Source organism: Microbulbifer maximicatervae (SeqCode), from assembly GCF_052468295.1.
The window spans coordinates 163,426-182,783 of the sequence record NZ_CP174340.1 but is presented as its reverse complement, the minus strand read 5'-3'; the positions used below and the strand labels follow the sequence as shown (position 1 = coordinate 182,783).

Here is a 19,358-nt window from a genome sequence, read left to right as displayed (position 1 = left end):
ACAACCCTGCCCCTGAAAGCATTAATAAAAAGAAAATGGATTTCAAATGCCAACCATCACAATAGACGGTAATAAATACCAGGTTGATGGAGATCAAAACCTGCTCACTGCCTGCCTGTCCCTGGGTTTGAATGTCCCCTATTTTTGCTGGCACCCCGCCATGGGTTCTGTTGGCGCCTGCCGCCAATGTGCGGTTATCGAGCATAAGGACAGCGAAGATCAACGGGGCCGGTTGATTATGAGCTGTATGACGCCGATAAAAGACGGCGGTATTTACAGTGTCAGTTTGGAAGCCGCGAAAGATTTTCGCGGTTCTGTGATAGAAGACTTGATGACCAACCACCCTCACGATTGCCCGGTTTGTGAGGAGGGCGGCGAGTGCCACTTACAGGATATGACTGAAATGTCCGGTCATACCATGCGCCGCTATCAGGGTACCAAGCGCACCCACCGAAACCAGTATCTCGGCCCCTTTATCAATCACGAAATGAATCGCTGTATTACCTGCTATCGATGTGTCAGGTTCTATCACGACTATGCCGGCGGCGAGGATTTGCAAGCACTGGGTCGCAATCACCAGGTCTTTTTTGGCCGCAATACCGAGGGCATGCTGGAAAATGGTTTTAGTGGGAACCTTGTCGAAGTGTGCCCCACCGGAGTATTTACCGATAAGACCTTCAGCCAGCACTTTGTCCGAAAATGGGATTTGCAAACAGCTGCCTCAGTCTGTGAACACTGTGCCGTGGGTTGCAACACCGCGCCTGGAGCGAGGGAATCCGGCAACAACCAAGACCCGATGTTGCGCCGTGTGGTCAACTTATATCACCACGATATCAACGGCTATTTTCTCTGTGATCGGGGGCGCTTTGGATACGAATATGTCAACAGTAAGAGCCGGATAACCCAGGTACTTTCTGCGCGCAAAGATGCCGTGATCAGCTCTACAGCAGAAACTGATGAACGTCTGCACAAAGAGGTTTCTCCCAAGGACGCGGTGTTCTCACTTTCAGAAAAACTCGCATCAGCTCAGAGAGGTGAGCACCGCTTAATCGGCATTGGCTCACCCAGGGCATCGCTGGAAAATAACTTCGCCCTATTAAAGTTTGTAGGACGGGATAACTTCTTCTCTGGCCTCAACCAGCGGGATATGCAGCTACTACACCTTGTCGATAGAATTCAGAGCGATGCCAATATCCACAGCCCGACTATCCCTGAGATAGAAAATTCAGATGTTATATTGATACTCGGGGAAGATATCTACAACACAGCCCCCAGGGTTGCCCTGGCAGTTCGCCAAGCAGCACGGAGCCGCCAAAAAGAACAGGCTGAATCATTAAGAATACCCTTGTGGCAGGATGCTTCTGTTCGACAATTAGAGGGTGAACCCAGCCCAATTATTTTTATCGGCACCGAACTCAATCAGATCTCAGATATTACCTGTAAAGCGATCTATACCCTGCCGGAACAGGCCGCCCAAATCGGCCAGGCAATTGCCAATAATATTCTGGAGGTTAAAAGCAACAAAACTTCACTGAGTGCAGAGAATCTGGAGGAAGCTGAAAGAATCTCAGCAATATTAACTGCGGCTAAGAACCCAGTGATCATCTCTGGAACCAGCAGCAAAAATATCCACCTTACCCACAGCGCAGCCAAAATCGCCAGTGCACTGGCAGAAAAAAATGGCAAACCTACTTCTCTATACTTGTGTTGTGAAGAGGCTAATAGCTTGGGAGTTATTCAACTGTTTGAGCCCGAAACCGGTTCCCTTGAGCATCTGATCACTGAACTCAAGAATGACAAAACCGATATCGATAAAACCCTAGTGATTCTGGAGAATGACCTCTCCTTAAGAATCGCAAGTGAAGAGTTAAACAGTCTGTTTGCCAGCGTCGACCATATCATTCTGCTGGACACCCTGCTCAATGAAACCGCCAAACATGCCGACTTAATCTTTCCTGTATCCGCAACGGCCGAATCCCAAGGGACATTTGTTAACAATACTGGTTTGGCACAGCGATTTTATGCGGTCTATGAAGGCACTGGGTATATCCAGGAGAGCTGGCGCTGGCTGGTAGATGCCGCTGGTTTTTGCACAGAACACTCCGAGAGTATCGACACTATTATCAATTGGAATCACTGCCCGGATATCACCGATTCCCTAGCGGAAAGTGTTTCTTCACTCAAGGTCATCAAAGATTTAGGGCCGGATGAAAACTTCCGGATTGACGGGCTCAAGGTTGCTCGACAGACCGCTCGCTACAGTGGGCGCACGGCTATTCACGCAGAGCAACATGTCTCAGAGGAGCCCCCACACCAAGACCCCGATGCTCCTATGAGCTTTAGCATGGAAGGTGTGCACAATCCAAACCGATCACCGCTGCAAGCCAATATCTGGTCTCCCGGATGGAACTCCAACCAATCGATTTTCAAGTTTCAGCAGGAAGTGGGTGGCGAACGCCGTGGTGGTGCCTCGGGTAAATATATCCAGCGGCGAGAGCAAGCACTATCGGAATGGTCCTTGCCCACAGCCTCCGATGGCGATACAGATAGCGATAACCACAGTCTAGCGACACTGCCGATTTACCGAATGTTTGGTTCGGAAGAGCTCAGTAACCGCGCAATGGCCATCGCTACAGTGATCGATAAGCCATTCTTTACTTTAAATCGCGGTGATGCCGAAAGTGCCAACCTCAACCAGGGAGACACAGTGGCATTAGACACCAATAGCGGTGTTTTCCGCGGCAGTGTGGTTATCTCCGATAGCCAACCTTCCGGCAGCCTGGGTGTGCCCTATGGTCTTCCTGGGCTTGAAACTCTTGCCCCCGTATTACCGGGTGGCGCCAATCTGTTGCCAGTGGAAGAAAGCTCCGCAATCGGGCAAGAGGACTAATTATGAGTACAAATATCTGGATCATATTGCTCAATATTTTCGGCGTATTGATAGTTACCGTGCTGCTAGCAGCCATTTTAACTTGGGGCGAGCGCCGCCTATTGGGATTTTGGCAAGATCGCCCGGGCCCTAACCGGGTAGGGAAATTTGGCACCCTGCAAGTTATTGCAGATATGATCAAGCTGTTCTTCAAGGAAGACTTCACTCCGAAATTTGCAGATATTCCCGTATTTGTACTGGCACCCACTGTAGTTATGGCAACCATGTTGATTGCCTTTGCCGTAGTGCCCATATCGCCCAATATTGGGGTCACCGACCTGAATATCGGTTTACTGTTTGTGCTGGCTATGAGTTCTATTGCGGTCTATAGCGTAATTCTTGGGGGATATGCATCAAATAATAAATATGCTCTGCTCGGTGGGCTAAGGGCTGCCGCTCAAACCGTGTCCTATGAAGTATTTATGGGTTTGAGCCTGATGGGTGTTGTTATGCTTTCTGGCAGTTTCAATCTGCGCGAGATTGTTAATGCCCAGGCAGATGGTTGGTTTATCATCCCTCAATTCCTGGGATTTATTGTTTTCTTTATTGCCGGTATTGCCGAGAGCCGCAGAACTCCATTTGATCTTCCGGAAGCTGAGCACGAACTGACTGCGGGATTCCATACCGAATACTCCGGTATGAAGTTCGGCATGTTCTTTGTGGGTGAATATCTGGCAGTGATTCTAATTTCAGCGCTAATCACCACACTGTTTCTCGGTGGATGGCACGGCCCCCTACTGCCCCCATTTATCTGGTTTTGCCTGAAGACTGCCATTCTGGTTGGTGTGTTTATTCTTTTAAGGGCGGCGATTCCACGCCCCCGCTACGACCAATTAATGAAATTCGGCTGGAAGGTCATGCTACCTCTGGCCCTGATCAATCTACTGGCTACCGCAGCGGTACTTTTGTGGACTGCCTAGAATATTAAAATAAGCGTGCGAGGCCAAAGAAATGATTTCAAGCCAGATTCGCAGCATGTGGTTGGTATTTAAACACCTGTTCCGGAAGAACGTTACCGTACAATACCCTGACCAAAAGCCCTACCTGGCACCCAGATATCGCGGCAGGATCGTGCTCACCCGAGATCCCAACGGTGACGAGCGCTGCGTTGCCTGTAATCTCTGCGCCGTTGCCTGCCCTCCTGATTGTATTTCACTGCAAAAAACAGAAGATCCAGACGGCCGCTGGCGCCCCGAATATTTTCGCATCAATTTTTCCCGCTGCATTATGTGTGGGCTTTGTGAAGATGCCTGCCCAACCTATGCCATTCAGCTAACACCTGACTTTGAGATGTGTGAGTACGACCGGCAAAACATGGTGTACGAAAAGGAAGATCTTCTAATCAGTGGCCCCGGTAAGTATCACGACTACAGCTTTTATCAAATTACAGGAAAGGCCATCTCAGGAAAGGACAAGGGCGAAGCTCAAAATGAGGCCGAGCCCATTAATGTAAAAAGCCTAAATCTCTGATTTCAATAAGGCTAATAACTAAAAAGAGGTTTTCCCAGTGAATTACATTTTCTACTTAACCGCTGCGGTTGCCATTGTCTCAACCGCCATGGTTATCTTTCACAAGAACGCGGTCCACGCGCTACTTTATCTTGTCACTTCACTTTTATCGGTTGCCGTTATTTTCTACCAGTTTGGCGCTCCCCTGGCAGCAGCTTTGGAAGTTATTATTTATGCCGGCGCCATCATGGTATTGATTATTTTTGTCATCATGATGCTCAACCAGGGAGACGCTTCAGTTGCACAGGAGCAAGCCTGGTTACAACCCCACACCTGGATTGGCCCAGCCCTTCTATCAGCCATTTTGTTAATCCAGTTACTTCTGCTGGTTAGTAGCGGGCAAATTCCTTCAGAGCAAACCTATCACTATATCGGGCCCAAACAGGTCGGTATCGCACTTTTTAGTCATTACGTTCTCGCTGTCGAACTGGCTTCAATGCTGCTTTTGGCAGGGCTTGTTGGAGCTTTTCACCTCGCCCGACACAGAAGAACAGTTAAACCGGAGTGAAGCTATGCCTATCGAATCTGCACCTGGTTTGGAGGCTGGCGTGTTGTTGGCCTCCATTCTGTTTTGCTTGGGGTTAGCCGGATTACTAATCCGAAGAAATATTATTTTTATGCTGATGTGTATTGAAATCTGCACCAACGCCGCAGCATTAATGTTTGTTGTCGCCGGCGCACACTGGGGCAATGCTGATGGGCAGGTGATGTTTGTTTTTGTTGTCACCCTGGCCGCTGCCGAAGTAGCCATTGCACTGGCGCTTGTCTTGCAATTCTATTATCGCAAACACACGGTCGATATTGACCAGCTCAATGGATTGAGGGGTTAATATGAACGGATCACTAGCCTGGATACCATTGCTTCCCTTTCTTGGTTTCCTGACCCTCATCAGCATTCCACTCTTTACACAAAAGGAGCCCTCACAAAAGTTAGTGAGCCTGATTGGGGTGGGCAGTGTGGGAATCGCAGCGATTCTGGTTTTTAACCTCGCACTCTCCACCTTTCTGGGCAACCCGGAATCGGTCGTTACGCTGTCAGTTTGGCAGTGGATGCGAGTATCTGACCTCCAACTCGGCTTCACCTTTCATGTGGACTGGCTAACCCTGGTAATGCTGATGATCATTACCGGAGTGGGCTTCCTTATTCACTTATACTCAGCCGGATATATGCGTGAAGATCCGGATTTCCGCCGCTACTTTTCCTACCTGAATCTATTTGTCTCTGCCATGTTAATTCTTGTAATGGCGGACAACCTGGTACTTCTCTATCTGGGATGGGAAGGCGTTGGTCTTTGTTCCTACTTGCTCATTGGCTTTTGGTATAAGGACCCTGCAAACGGCGCGGCCGCGCAGAAAGCATTTATCGTCACCCGCGTCGGCGATACCGCCATGGCGATCGGCTTGTTCCTGCTGTTCTTTGAGTTCTCAACACTAAATATACCGGAGCTCATCACAGCGGCAGGGAATCCCGGGGTCAATACTCAAATTGTCACTATCGCTATGCTGCTGTTACTGGGTGGCGCTGTGGGTAAGTCAGCACAGATTCCACTCCAGACCTGGCTTCCCGATGCGATGGCAGGCCCCACTCCCGTCAGCGCCCTTATCCACGCTGCCACCATGGTGACGGCCGGGGTCTACTTGATCGCCCGCATGCACCCGCTTTATCAGCTGTCTGGAACCGCCATGACAGCTGTAGCCATTGTCGGCGCTCTGACTCTATTAATCTCCGGATTCAGTGCTATCGCACAAAGTGATATCAAACGGGTCCTGGCCTATTCAACCATCTCCCAGATTGGATATATGTTCCTGGCCCTGGGTGTGGGTGCCTGGTCAGGAGCCATCTTCCATTTGATGACCCACGCCTTCTTCAAGGCTCTGCTCTTCCTCTCCGCAGGGTCAGTAATCCTGAGCGTACATCACGAGCAGAATATCTTTGCCATGGGCGGCCTCTATCGCAAAATCCCCTTTACCTTTATCTGCTTTACCATCGGTTGCGCCTGCCTGGCAGCGCTCCCATTTACGTCCGGCTTCTACAGCAAAGATCATATTTTGCTCAGTGCTTATGAATATCATCAAGGAGTAAACCTGCTTTGGCTTGCCGGTCTATTAGGTGCGCTGGTCACAGGGATTTATAGCTTCCGGGTTCTGTTTCTTGCATTTCTGGGCAGTGAGGGCAGCGCCTCCTCACACTGTAAAGACGCCAATAACACGGTGATGATACTTCCCTTGGGCCTCCTCGCTGTACTTGCCCTATTTGGTGGAATTCTCGCTCCACCTCTCCAGGGAGTCTTTGGCACCCCAACCGACGAACACCACTCCTGGGTCATTGAAGCCATTGCCATTGCCATGCCGCTGATCGGCCTGTTTATCGCCTGGAAAATGTTCCTGTTCGAGAAGAAGGTTGGGGAGCAGCGCTCTCCACTAATGCAGTTTTGGTTTAAGGGATGGGGTTTTGACTGGGTCTATGACCGGGTCTTTGTAAGACCTTTTAAATTTATCACCGCCCTTAACCACAAAGATATTATCGACAGCATCTACAAGGGTACCGCTTCGCTGAGTGCACATCTAAATAACGCCCTCAGCTCTTCACAAAACGGCCAAATACGTTGGTACCTGGCCACCTTTGTAGCCGGATCAATTTTATTCCTAGCCCTGTTGGTGGCTCTATGACATTACTGGCAATAATTATAATTTTACTTGTTGGGGGAATATTAGCCTGGCTGGCAGAGAGACATCTCTATGAGGGTGGACGCTTAATCAGCCTGGTTTCCCTGGTAATCGCATCCCTACTCTTGATCAGCTATTTCCCCCAGGCAGAGTCCACAGCTGTTACAGGTGACAGCCAGTGGTGGGATAGCCTTTTGGTATCCTGGATACCCAGGTTTGGGATCAGCTTCCATCTGGCGATTGATGGACTCAGCTTTCTTATGCTGCTACTGACAATGGGGATGGGGATCTTTGGGTTAGTAATGACCTGGAATGATGTCACCTTCCGGCGCGGCTTTTTTTATTTTAACTACCTGTGGACACTGGCCGGTATTGTCGGTGTGTTTACCGCTATCGACCTGTTTTTATTCTTTTTCTTCTGGGAAGTCATGCTGATTCCCATGCTGCTGTTGATTGCAGTTTGGGGCTATGAGGGCAGAGTCTACGCTGCGATAAAGTTCTTTATTTTCACCCAGGCAAGCAGCTTGTTAATGCTGATTGCCATCGTTGCCTTGGCATTTATCCACTACCGGAATAGCGGACAACTGACCTTTAACTATACGGATTTATTGGGTGCTCAACTGTCTGCAACAGCAGCTTATTGGTTAATGCTCGGATTTTTTATTGCCTTTATCGTCAAGTTGCCAGCGCTGCCCTTCCATACCTGGTTACCTGACGCCCATACCCAGGCCCCTACTGCCGGCAGTATTCTGCTGGCAGCGATTCTGTTGAAAACAGGAGCCTATGGTTTATTGCGTTTTACACTGCCCTTATTCCCGGAGAGTTCACAAGCTTTTGCACCGGTTGCAATGACCATTGGAGCCATCAGTGTGGTCTACGGCGCATCGCTGGCATTCGCTCAGAAGGATATGAAAAGGCTTGTGGCCTATTCCAGTGTGAGCCATATGGGATTTGTTCTATTGGGGCTCTACGCGTTGAATACTATCGCCCTGCAGGGCGCAGTGATGCAAATGATCGCCCACGGCTTGAGTACCGCTGCTCTCTTCGCATTAGTAGGCGCACTACAGCATCGTCTCCATACTCGGGATATGAGCCAGCTCGGCGGTGTCTGGCCTCTTCTGCCAAAGCTATCCGCCGTTGCACTCTTCTTTGCCATTGCCTCGCTGGGACTGCCTGGGCTGGGTAATTTTGTTGCCGAATTCCTGGTGCTTGTTGGTAGCTTTAAAGCTAATCACTGGTTAACGGTTATTGCAGCAATTGGGCTTATTGGAGCAGCACTCTATGCACTATTGATGATGCAGCGTGTCTTCTTTGGCAAGTTTAATGACAAATTGAAACCAGCTACAGAGGGGAAAACTGTCAGTGATCTAAGCCTCAGGGAGATCTCTGCGCTTCTTTCACTGGCGGTGCTTCTCGTGATCTTCGGGCTCCGCCCCCAGCCTATCTTTGATATCGCCGAGCCTACGATTGCCAAATCAATGCAAAAATTTCAGGCCCCCGAAAATGAAGAAGTCGTCATAGAAAAGACAGGGCCGGAAACTTCAACAAGCTTATCCTCTCCTACTGCTAAAAGCGCTAATACAGGTACATCTCTATGAGTGCCCAAGAACTATTTTCTATCCTACCGCTTTTACTGATTAGTGCCGGTATTGTAATTTTGCTGCTCCAAGTATCCTTCTGGAGAAATCATGCGGGCGCTCTGGTTACAACTCTTATCACTTTGGTAGCCGCTATCATTGCCTGTTTCTGGGTTGGAGCCACCCTATCGGGCAATAACGGGTCCATTCAAGTGACTGCCCTACTCTCGATTGACTACAACTCATTGTTCTTCTGTCTGCTGATATTAGTTACCGCCATAGCCGTCAGCGTTATGGGATACAACTACTTAAAACTTCGGTGTGACCTGAATAGAAATCCGGATAGCTATCCAGAAGAGTTTTATATACTACTTTTACTTGCCATTTTGGGAGCAAGCACCCTGGTATTTGCCAGCCACTTTGCCACTTTCTTCCTCGGTATAGAATTAATTAGCCTCGCACTGTATCCACTGTTGGGATTTGCGGTTACTGGCAATTTATCCTCAAGCAAAGATCAAGTAAATTCCCTGGAATCTGCCTTTAAATACTTAATCCTTTCAGCACTTTCTACCGCTCTCGGGCTATTCGGTATCGCATTAATTTATGCGGCGTCTGGGGCACTGGACTTTAGCAGTATCGCTACACGGATACAGGATCTTTCACAGACTTCTGCTCTTTTTGCAACCGGCGCCACTCTGCTGGTCATTTCTGTTGCTTTCAAGTTATCACTGGTTCCATTTCATATCTGGACACCCGATGTATTCCAGGGCGCACCTACGCCTACGACGGCGTTGATCGCCACAGTGGGAAAAACAGCCGTAATTGCCTTTCTGTTGCGATTCTTTAATACCTTAAATCTCTACCAGAGCCCTATTCTTATTGACTTACTGACAATCGCCGCCATAGCTAGCATGCTGATAGGAAATTTATTGGCCCTGATGCAAAACAATATCAAAAGGCTGCTGGCCTACTCCTCAATCGGCCATATAGGCTATTTAATTGTGGCGTTTATCATCGGCAATAGCGCGTTTGGTACAGAGGCGGTTATTTATTACATGGTCGCCTATGTCATTACTACACTAGGAGCCTTTGCAATTGTTGGCCTGATAGCCGATTCAGTCGAGGCCACACAACTAACCAATGGAACAAATGTCAGCGACGTGACCAACAGTGCAGATGATCCTTATCACAGGGACTTTTACCGGGGATTACTCTGGCGTAGTCCATGGCTGGCGAGCTGTCTTGCTCTAATGCTGCTATCTCTAGCTGGAATTCCCTTAACTATTGGATTTATTGGGAAGTTTTACGTCTTTACCGCAGGTGTTGAAGGAAAAATGTGGACTCTTCTCGCTGGTGTGGTTATTGGTAGTGCATTGGGCCTCTTCTATTACCTTCGTCTTCTACTTACGATGGTACAAAGAGATGCCATTGACACTAGCAGTAACAGCGAAACGTTACAAATTACCACTTCAGGGCAGTTTTTAATCGCAACTCTCGCTGCTGTACTGGTTTTTTTCGGAATATTTCCACAGATCCTTATTAACTGGATAAATGCTATATAAAGTAGAGAGCGAGTGCTGATGTAAAAATATTTTAAAGCCCAGGCAATAGCCTGGTCATCAGAGGGTACTTACTATGAAGACTTTCAAACAAGCATTTGAAGTCATCAAGGATGCTGAGAGATTTCACCTGGAAATGGCAGCTGTTTACGAGACCTTACTGGATAAATCAGAGGACTACCGAACCCAATTGCTATTAAAACACATGCTTGAGCATGAGCAGAGAATGGCGAAAAACCTACAGAACTACAATGATGTAGCGCAAAATAAGGTGATGAAGACATGGCTGCAATACACCCATGAAGAAAGTGCCAATGACTTTATTCGCCGCCTCAACCTGAGTGATCCACCCACAATTCGTGAAATTAATAATATGGGACGAGAGGTAGATCGCTATTTCTCAGAACTCTATCAGGCGGTGTATGGGGCAATTGAGTCGATGGAGGTGAAAGAGGTGTTTGAAGACCTAAAGCAAATACAAGATAAGGAAAGAATTACCTTATCTATGGCCACAAATTCACTGTGGGATATGTAAAAATCCCGCTACTTACAGCGGGACCTAATCGTCACATAATTCTGCAGTCGGCTAACCCGGTATTAAGAAACACCAGGTTAGCCAGCTACAAAATGCCAGCTACAGCTGGGATTACTTAGAACTCATACTGCGCTCTTACGTAGTACAGAGCTCCATTGAATCCCATAGGTGCCGTTTCCGGATATTCCGCTCCGGCAACACCGGACCAGGGGTTTTTATCTGGATAGTTGTTGAATACGTTTTCCGCACCTGCGATCAAGGTCATGGAATCATTGAAGTCATAAGCAGCCTCAATATCCACAGTCCACTCATCACCGGCATCAATGGGCAAGCTGTAATCGTCCAAATGTGCTTCCCAGTAGCTACCGTAGTAGTTGAGTCGCACTAAGCCTCGCCAATTATCTCCTGTGTGATTAAAAGTGGCATTACCACGAACATTTGGCAATCCGTCTTCCAGCTGCCTAAGACGCATATCACTTATAGTCTCTTCCCTGAAATCAGTTACTTCAGTATCAGTCCAATTCCAAGCGAAACTAAGGTCCGTAGCATCGCCTACTGGATAGGTTGCTACTACGTCAACACCACGAGTTTTAGTGTCAAAATCATTAGTATAGAAGCGGAAAAAGGTTAAAGAGTCAGCGCCGCTGATACCATCAGCCACTAACTGAGCGCGTTCGTCATCGGTCAGCAATTGATCCGCAGACTGGGTAATCCTGTCATCCACAGAAATCTGGAAATAGTCAATTGTAATTTCCCAATCACCTGCTGAGAATATCGCCCCCAATGTAAAGCTATCAGATTCTTCAGGCTGTAATTGCGTTCCGCCTCTTAACTGAGCAATTGGGTTTGTTGGTGGGATAGTGCCCTTGTTCTCTAACTGGCCATTAGTAAAAGCTGTTGTTACATTGCTGATATTAGATTGTGCTGGAGTTGGTGCACGGAAGCCCGTACTCCATGTAGAGCGCAAGGCAATAGCATCATTGATTGTGTAATGACCTGACAGCTTATAATTAAAAGTATCGCCAAAATCAGAAAAATCTTCCCAACGCAAAGCTGCGCCTAATCGAAGATCATCACTTACTTCAAGCTCAAAGTCAGAGTAAATCGCTATATTGTCGCGGTCGAAAGTGCCTACGGTTTCTGGGCCAAAACCAGAAAAGCCATTAGACCCAATCAAGAAACCCTGTTCTGCCAAATCGCCAATTTGCCAGGATGCGGTATCACCCTGTTTTACTTCAAATTCTTCTTCTCGCCATTCAAAGCCCGTCGCCATAAATAGCGGCAAGCCAGCAACTTCTGTGCTCTTAGTCAAATCAATATTGAAATTGGTTTCAGTTTGAGCATAACCACCAGGACTGAACTCAGTCGGAGTATCTGGGCCCAAAGTAGCGTTTACCGTATTATAAATATTGAAATCTACTTCATTATGACCTCTACTTGCACTTACATCGTAGCCAATCCCATTGGCAAATTCTCCCCGCATGCCGAAGACCACAGAATAATCCTCTAGATCTCCACCAAATCTTGGCGTAAATCCTCCAGGGAACATTTCTGTATAAGAAAAACACTCATCGAGATCATGAGCTTCTGACACGCTCACGTTCTGGCAATCATCAATACCGTTACTGGGATCTAAGTCACCAATTAGAGGGTGGATGAATACTTCGTCGTCATCTATAACGCCATTCCCGTTTACGTCTACTTTTTCCTCATATGTAAAAACCCCAGATCGGTTCTCGGGGTTTCGGAAATAGAATCCTCCATCAGTAGAACGACTCGCGTAGTTACCAAAGGCATACAGCTCAGCGGTATCATTTAGCTCTATGGCGCTGTTAACAAAGAACTTAGTGTCGTCATTAACTTCTGGCTGGCCCCAGATCTGTGCAGGATTAGCTACATAGGTATTGCCATCGGCGATCAACTGAGCAGCATCATCTCTCTGGACACTTCGACTGGTAGAATCCTGCTCACGGTACTCAAGGCTGACATTCACAAAGCCGGCGTCTGTCAATGGCAAGCCAAAGTTAGCTGCAACGGTGCTTTGATCACCATCCCCCTCAGCAGTGGTTGCGTGCTTGACTTCAACACTTCCACCCTCAGCTGCACCCTTTAACTGAAAGTTGATAACGCCGGCAATCGCATCGGAGCCATATTGGGCTGCGGCACCATCACGCAGGACCTCAACCTGTTTCAGAGCAATCGCCGGAATTGCAGAGATATCTGGCCCCTGGGCACCATCTGAAACACCACTTCCGAGGAAGGAAATGACGGCAGCGCGATGGCGACGCTTGCCATTCACCAGAACCAGTGTGCTATCGGGTGGCAGTCCACGCAGGTTTGCAGGGCGAACGATTGAGGCAGCATCAGAAATTGGCTTTGCATTCACGTTGTAGGATGGAACAACGTTTCTAAGCAGGTTACTTAGATCTCCATCACCCTGGTTTACAAATTCTTCTCCGGTCACGATATCGATGGGAGCAGAGGAATCTGTAGCGGAACGCCCTTCAACACGGGTACCGATTGTTATCACTTCCTCAAGGAGTGCATCTTCAGCAAAAGTGGGACTGCTTAATGCAGCAATCGAAGCTGCCAGCAGAGAGGGAGCGCCACAGGCCGTAAGCCAGCGCTTCTTTTTTTCATTCATAGGAGAAATACCCTGTTTTAGTTATCTCTTATTATCTTCCGAGCCAAATCAACCAGCTTTCACTTAAACCAACTTGTACGTTACAGCAAAAATAAATTGACTAATTAAGGTAGTGCTCCAGGAGATCAATAAAATTTTTTCACGCACTTGAAAGCTCGCTTATGCAGAGGGAGGTTACCACCAATACATTCACTGCAAGAAGTGTGACAACCAGAGAAAATGCCAGAAAAAACGTAATTTGCAAGAATAAAAAAGGCAGTTTTAAAATTAAGAACGACTAAAAATGTAGATACTGACAAAACTGACAAAAATAAAATAAATATAACTAGATGATTAAATTAAACTTTATTACAAGAGGAAGCAAACAGAGTGCTCATACACAAGCAGGGTATATCCCAAATAATAACTTCTACAGAGGACAAATGAAATTTATTTGATGATTTGAGGTAAAAAAATAACCTTAGCCTACCGTAATAAACATGATAAATATCATTTCCACAAACAAATACTGTGAAGATATTTTATCTTATCAGCTCTAACTAGCAGACAAACATCCACAGAAAACCCACTTAACAAAAGAGATTAATACTAAAAAACTAATGAATATGGGACAAGAAAGCCTAACAAGAGTAGACTTGTGTTATAAAAAAACCACCCACTGATACGCTTCGAAGCTAGTAGAGTGGCTTTAATGGATGTCACAGTGGAGCATCAGTCTAACTTTTGGTTGACAAAGATATCTCTAAGTAAACCTAGCAACACTATTCAACAATCAAGTGCGAACTTTATTGCGGCTTGAGCGTGAATCTCTGTGGAGTTCATCAGGTGAGTAGAGGTATCCTCTTGCGAAAGCAACATGCAAATCTCTGTACACCCTAGGATTACACCTTCGGCACCTCGATTGGATAGCAAATCCACAAAACGAATAAATTCCATTTTTGAACTGTTAAGGACTCTCCCCTTACAGAGCTCTTCGTAAATAACCCTGTGGACTATCTCTCTATCGCTGGGCTCCGGAATCAAAACCTCAATCCCATACTTTTCCTGCATATAGCCACGATAGAAATCTTGCTCCATAGTAAAAGCTGTCGCCAACAAGCCGACGGTCTTTATCCCTCTGTTCTTAAGTGCTTCAGCTGTAGCATCACCAATATGTAAAAAAGGTACATCAACAGTCTCGATAATATCTCCAGCTACTTTATGCATAGTATTAGTGCACAATAAAATGCCCTCAGCTCCAGCTTTTTCCAGGCATATTGCCGCCTCAACCAATTGCTTACTCGCCTGAGCCCAATCACCCTCCATTTGTAACCGTGCAATTTTTTCAAAATCGACGCTGTAAAGTAGAATTTCAGCCGAGTGCAGCCTTCCTAACTTTTGAGCAATTCCTTCATTAATCAGGCGATAATAAATTGCTGTACTCTCCCAACTCATTCCACCCAAAAGGCCAATCTTCTTCATCTTTGAGCTCATCTAATATCCCTTAATACATGTTGCGAATACTAACATGAGAGACTCGAAAGACTGATTGTAAATTGAGGGCATTCAGGAATAGCGACAACTTAATTAAAAGTACCAATTTATATAAAATCGGTACTCACTTATAAATTACATACGGACGTGATTTAATACTTTTCTTATTCTTAGTGAAAGATCAATAATCAGACACTTCTGTAGGATCAACCCGCATACAGGAAGCTATTAAGTTTCTCTTACTGAAGTTGTAACCGGACACGACACTCATCAAGTTTTCCCTTCCCAATAGCCGGTGGGTAATCTCACCAAGAGGCAATCCTTGCCGGTCCAATTCCCGTGCTTCAGTTGCAAGATTTAACAAATAATCATACTTGGCTTGTAAGCGAACTTTTCCTTTTTCTACAATCCCTCTATGAGGACAAAATATAATATCAAAATCATAGGTGAGCACTTTTTTGATACTGTGCATTAAAGTTGGAATACTTTCATCTTTACGCAATAGCTTTAACTTACTAGCTACATACAGATCAGCAGTGAATATCCACCCTCGATCCTGAACCAGATAACAGGTCATGTCTTTGGCATGCCCTGGTGCGGGGATAACAACTACCTTTTCGCCGGAGAACCTTAAATCTTCCGGTAGTGGCGCAGCTTCTGCACGCCCGGCCCTCCCCCAAATCAGCATCTGTATTGGCGGTATCCGAAAACCTCTCTTTAATATCTCTACTGTCGCCTTAGGGGCTCTTGGCTGTATACCAGTAAGCTTATAAATTGCGCCGGCGTTACCACTGTGATCTTCGTGGTGATGGGTGAGGACTAATTGCCGAAAAGGTTTATTTTTTACAAACCACTTGACGTATTTCCACTGGTTACTGGGGCCGGCATCGATAATAGTGTCACCCAACCGATATACAATAAAGGTTGTATTGATACCAAAGTCGAAACGGCCGACCCTTTGCGCATCCAGATCTTGATAGTCAAAAGAATCAATAACCGACACGCCACTCTCCAGCGCAAGAGACAGACCTTTAAGGAATTATAGAAGCATATCTATAAGGGCAGCCCTCCCCGGCAATTAGGAAATTTTAACGCCAACCACCCTAGGCTCAGGGAAAGAGAGTTTGATATAAGCTTAAATACGACGCAGTGACCTTAATAGTGACAGACTACTTTGTCATCTTTAAGCGCAGCTGCAGACCCAACTTGGATGTGGCGCCAGTGGTGACCCAGGCAACACGCCCGTCAGTATCGACAATCAGCAAGGTTGGCGTCACTTTCACGCCCCATTGGGCGCTTAAAACGCCATGTGGATCATTTAGAGAAGGAAAAGTAAGTTCGTGATTCCGCATATATTCGGTAACCACTTCTTCTGTACCAGACTGCATCGCAACACCAACAACCTGGTAATCCCGAGACAGGTCAGTCACAGCGGGGGAAACTATCCGGCAATAGGGGCACCAGGTTGCCCAAAAGTAAATTAATACTGGCCCTTTGGGATACATCTGTTTTAAATCAATTAGATTTCCCTGCAGCGATTGCCCCTCTAACTGAGGGGCCTGGTTCTCAGGGATATCTCTTTGGTGGAAATAACCCACGGCAGTAACCATTAGTACCGCCAAGGTGATAAATATCAACGCCTGAACCAGGTAGCTATAACGAGCTTTTTCCACCCCAAATAAACTCCTTTAGTACTTCACACTACACCCATAAGCCCGCGATGAAGACTTGGGCACAGCCAGTCCCTTCAGTGAAGCATCCAGTGCAGCAGAAACATAATTGTGTGAACTGCCTATAACCGCAGGATTGGCTGAGTCATTATCATCAATGGCTCCAGCATATACGACTTCCCCCTGAGGATTAATGATAAACATATGCGGAGTAGTTTTAGCCCCATAAGCACGCCCCATAACTCCAGAGGTATCCAGCAAGAAGGGTACGCTTGCGCCGAGGTTATGACTCTGTGCAACTGCCATAGCCTGCTCTGGCTCCAAATAGCCCTGCTTTCCTTTAGCTGAAGAAATAACCGTGAGCCAATTTACTTTCTGTGTTGTATACCTTTTTTGAAGGGACTGCATATTACCACTGCCATAGTGTTTCCTGACATAGGGGCAATCTTTATTAAACCATTCAATAACCAACCATTGGCCTGTGTAATCGGAGAGATTGTGAGTTTTTCCAGCAGCATCCACTACTGAGAATTCTGGCGCTTTTTGTCCAGGAACGGCTGCTGCCAACACAACACTCGGCAACATCAGGAATAAAAGCAAAACTCCTCTAAGTATCGAATTATTCACGTTGAAAAATAATTTCATAATTAACCATCCTCACTATTAACAGTTAAGTGCTTACTAAACAGTGCTGCAATTAAAGACTCTTGCAGCAGTGGTGGAAGTAACTCTGGTTTTTTCTCTCCTGCAGGATACCATGCATATACAGGTACAGAGTTCCTCCCTAAATCCTGCAAAGCTTGGGTAATTTCAGGGTTATAACGCGTCCAGTCGGCCCGAATAAGAAGCACGTTATTCTTTTTAAATAATGCTTGTACACTTGGGGTATCAAGCACCAGCTTTTTATTTACCTGGCAGGTAATACACCAGGCTGCGGTATAGTCAATAAATACAGGGCGCCCATTATCCAAGGCTTCCGTCAAAAGTGCCTTGTCATAACGATGCCAGTCATACGCCATTTCTGCAGGTTGCTCACCACCCTCCATACGGATTGCCGGTAGAGATATTAGCAAAATAGCAGCGACACAAATCAGACCCGCTGCTCCCCCCTTTTTGGAAAAATTTTTTACTAGCCAGATTGCAAGAGTAACAACGAGCAACAGGATTAAACCGGCCAACCAACCAGAGTCCCCAGCTAGGCGCCCTAAAATCCATAGTAGCCATATCACCGTTGCGTAAAGCGGAAATGCCAGAAACTGACGCAACTTCTCCATCCATGGACCTGGAGCTGGCAGATGCCTCAGTATTACAGGACTTGCACACATCAAAATAAATGGCGCAGCGAGCCCTAAACCGAGGCATAAGAAGATGAGTAGAGCCTGAAGTGGAGGAATCACCACCGCTGCTCCCAGAGCTGCTCCCATAAATGGACCGGTACAGGGGGCGGCAACAAAGACAGCTAAAACACCAGTGGTAAAGGAGCCACGGCTATTGGAGCTAGCAAGCCCCATTAATCGGTGCCCAAACTCAAAAAAGCCGCTAAAAGATAGGGCCATCAGCCAGAAGAGCATAATTAACCCAATTACCACAACCGGTGACTGAAGTTGAAAACCCCAACCAACGGCCAACCCTCCCCAGCGTAGCGCTAATAAAGCAAGCCCCAGGGCAAGAAAAGTCACCATAATGCCGGCGCTATATAGGAAAGATTCACGCAAACGTTCGGCTGGGCGATTACCACCGTTAATCAGTCCAAATAGCTTTATGGACAGCACCGGGAAAACACAGGGCATCAGATTCAATAGGATACCGGCAATAAATGCTGACAGAAGTAAAAGCCATATAGAGGTCGCGCTCTTCTCAATTCCCACTTGGGATAATAGGGGGGCAGAGACTTTCCAGGCCCGACTCGAGTCTGTAATCACAAAATCGCTGCTTTCACTAATCTCGGAGCCTGGCAGGCGCTTGAACTTGTAGAGGAGAGTTTCATCTTCGCGCTGAACTTCTGGTTCAGACGCAGAGTACAAATCACCATTTACGGGGTAAATACTAGGTATTTCATCGCTACGATTCCCACTGAGCTGCAAAGTAATATGCTCACTACCTCGCGCTGAAATGGATACTGGTTGCCACGGGCTCTCACTTTCTCCCCCTGGAAGCCTGTTGGCAAAGTAATTCCTTAACGCCAGATCTGCAGCTGGCCAAGCCGCCTGCTCTGCAACCGGCCGTACAAGAATCATAGTGGCAAAGCCCGGTATGCAATCCACTTTACAAACCAACCACTCCAGGTCTGCATGCAGGGTAACCTCTTGCGTGCGCTTATCTGGGAGGAGCTGGAACAGGTAGGCAACATTCCCGGAGTACCCCAGGTTAGTAAGATGCTCTACCCGGAGGCGCGTTGGGAATGGCCATTCGATCGGCCCTAATGAAGCACCCTGAGCCTCCATATCAAACCGTGGAGCCGCCCCTGAATCTCCAGCATTACGCCAATACACATGCCATCCAGGATCTACCTCAAAGTAGAATCCAACCGTCTCTCTCATTCCTTGGCGAAATGTATCAGGTGCCAGCCAACGCACCTTGACGTGATCACCAGATGCCGTCTCCTGTGCTACAGGGAGACCCGCAACCAACAGTAACGTTAAACAGCAGATGTTGATCAGCGTGGTCTTTATTTTCAATGTGATTCTCCTTCTCGCCTAATCAACTGGTACTCCCCCTTTGGGTCAGATACAAGTTACAACATTGGCCTCACCCATCACAAAACGAAGTCTCACTATACTCCGATCATACCTAAC

15 protein-coding genes are annotated in these 19,358 nt (G+C 47.0%); 9 read left to right on the top strand and 6 right to left on the bottom strand.

What is annotated here, in order from left to right; genetic code table 11:
• Positions 1 to 46: 46 nt before the first annotated feature.
• The 9 genes from nuoG to ACJJIQ_RS01010 all read left to right on the top strand — a co-directional run bounded on the left by nuoG (position 47) and on the right by ACJJIQ_RS01010 (position 10,776).
• On the top strand, positions 47 to 2,890 hold the full coding sequence (gene nuoG / locus ACJJIQ_RS01050; protein ID WP_445363426.1) for an NADH-quinone oxidoreductase subunit NuoG: 2,844 nt from the start codon (positions 47 to 49) through the stop codon (positions 2,888 to 2,890).
• A 2-nt stretch (positions 2,891 to 2,892) separates the two neighbouring features.
• The gene (gene nuoH, locus ACJJIQ_RS01045; protein ID WP_282934030.1) at positions 2,893 to 3,849 is read left to right on the top strand and encodes an NADH-quinone oxidoreductase subunit NuoH; all 957 of its coding nucleotides are present in this window, start codon (positions 2,893 to 2,895) and stop codon (positions 3,847 to 3,849) included.
• A 31-nt stretch (positions 3,850 to 3,880) separates the two neighbouring features.
• Positions 3,881 to 4,399, top strand: a complete 519-nt coding sequence (gene nuoI / locus ACJJIQ_RS01040; protein ID WP_445363425.1) for an NADH-quinone oxidoreductase subunit NuoI — start codon at positions 3,881 to 3,883, stop codon at positions 4,397 to 4,399.
• 37 nt (positions 4,400 to 4,436) lie between these two features.
• Entirely contained in the window at positions 4,437 to 4,946 is a 510-nt protein-coding gene (gene nuoJ, locus ACJJIQ_RS01035) for an NADH-quinone oxidoreductase subunit J (protein ID WP_413664586.1), read from the top strand.
• A 4-nt stretch (positions 4,947 to 4,950) separates the two neighbouring features.
• On the top strand, positions 4,951 to 5,268 hold the full coding sequence (gene nuoK, locus ACJJIQ_RS01030) for an NADH-quinone oxidoreductase subunit NuoK (protein WP_444892930.1): 318 nt from the start codon (positions 4,951 to 4,953) through the stop codon (positions 5,266 to 5,268).
• Position 5,269: 1 nt separating this feature from the next.
• On the top strand, positions 5,270 to 7,108 hold the full coding sequence (gene nuoL, locus ACJJIQ_RS01025; protein ID WP_444956884.1) for an NADH-quinone oxidoreductase subunit L: 1,839 nt from the start codon (positions 5,270 to 5,272) through the stop codon (positions 7,106 to 7,108).
• Positions 7,105 to 8,703 (top strand): NADH-quinone oxidoreductase subunit M, encoded by a 1,599-nt coding sequence (gene nuoM / locus ACJJIQ_RS01020; protein WP_445363424.1) that lies wholly within the window; start codon positions 7,105 to 7,107, stop codon positions 8,701 to 8,703. The genes nuoL and nuoM overlap by 4 nt, the downstream gene beginning before the upstream one ends.
• The gene (locus ACJJIQ_RS01015) at positions 8,700 to 10,244 is read left to right on the top strand and encodes an NADH-quinone oxidoreductase subunit N (RefSeq protein WP_445363423.1); all 1,545 of its coding nucleotides are present in this window, start codon (positions 8,700 to 8,702) and stop codon (positions 10,242 to 10,244) included. Before nuoM ends, ACJJIQ_RS01015 begins: the two co-directional genes overlap by 4 nt.
• A 73-nt stretch (positions 10,245 to 10,317) precedes the next feature.
• Positions 10,318 to 10,776, top strand: coding sequence for a hypothetical protein (locus ACJJIQ_RS01010; RefSeq protein WP_282934036.1), 459 nt, complete (start codon positions 10,318 to 10,320; stop codon positions 10,774 to 10,776).
• Between the two features lie 115 nt (positions 10,777 to 10,891).
• Here ACJJIQ_RS01010 and ACJJIQ_RS01005 read toward each other — a convergent pair whose 3' ends face one another.
• The 6 genes from ACJJIQ_RS01005 to ACJJIQ_RS00980 all read right to left on the bottom strand — a co-directional run bounded on the left by ACJJIQ_RS01005 (position 10,892) and on the right by ACJJIQ_RS00980 (position 19,241).
• Positions 10,892 to 13,420: a TonB-dependent receptor plug domain-containing protein gene (locus ACJJIQ_RS01005; RefSeq protein WP_445363422.1), complete on the bottom strand. Its 2,529-nt coding sequence runs from the start codon at positions 13,418 to 13,420 to the stop codon at positions 10,892 to 10,894.
• A gap of 765 nt (positions 13,421 to 14,185) precedes the next feature.
• Positions 14,186 to 14,881 (bottom strand): aspartate/glutamate racemase family protein, encoded by a 696-nt coding sequence (locus ACJJIQ_RS01000; protein ID WP_445363421.1) that lies wholly within the window; start codon positions 14,879 to 14,881, stop codon positions 14,186 to 14,188.
• A 193-nt stretch (positions 14,882 to 15,074) separates the two neighbouring features.
• A complete protein-coding gene (locus ACJJIQ_RS00995; protein WP_445363420.1) occupies positions 15,075 to 15,896 on the bottom strand; it encodes an MBL fold metallo-hydrolase in 822 nt (273 codons plus the stop codon).
• 166 nt (positions 15,897 to 16,062) lie between these two features.
• Positions 16,063 to 16,566, bottom strand: coding sequence for a protein disulfide oxidoreductase (locus ACJJIQ_RS00990; protein ID WP_445363419.1), 504 nt, complete (start codon positions 16,564 to 16,566; stop codon positions 16,063 to 16,065).
• Between the two features lie 15 nt (positions 16,567 to 16,581).
• Complete coding sequence (locus ACJJIQ_RS00985; RefSeq protein WP_445363418.1) at positions 16,582 to 17,208, bottom strand: thioredoxin family protein; 627 nt, start codon at positions 17,206 to 17,208, stop codon at positions 16,582 to 16,584.
• 2 nt (positions 17,209 to 17,210) lie between these two features.
• Entirely contained in the window at positions 17,211 to 19,241 is a 2,031-nt protein-coding gene (locus ACJJIQ_RS00980) for a protein-disulfide reductase DsbD family protein (RefSeq protein ID WP_445363417.1), read from the bottom strand.
• Between the last annotated feature and the right edge of the window lie 117 nt (positions 19,242 to 19,358).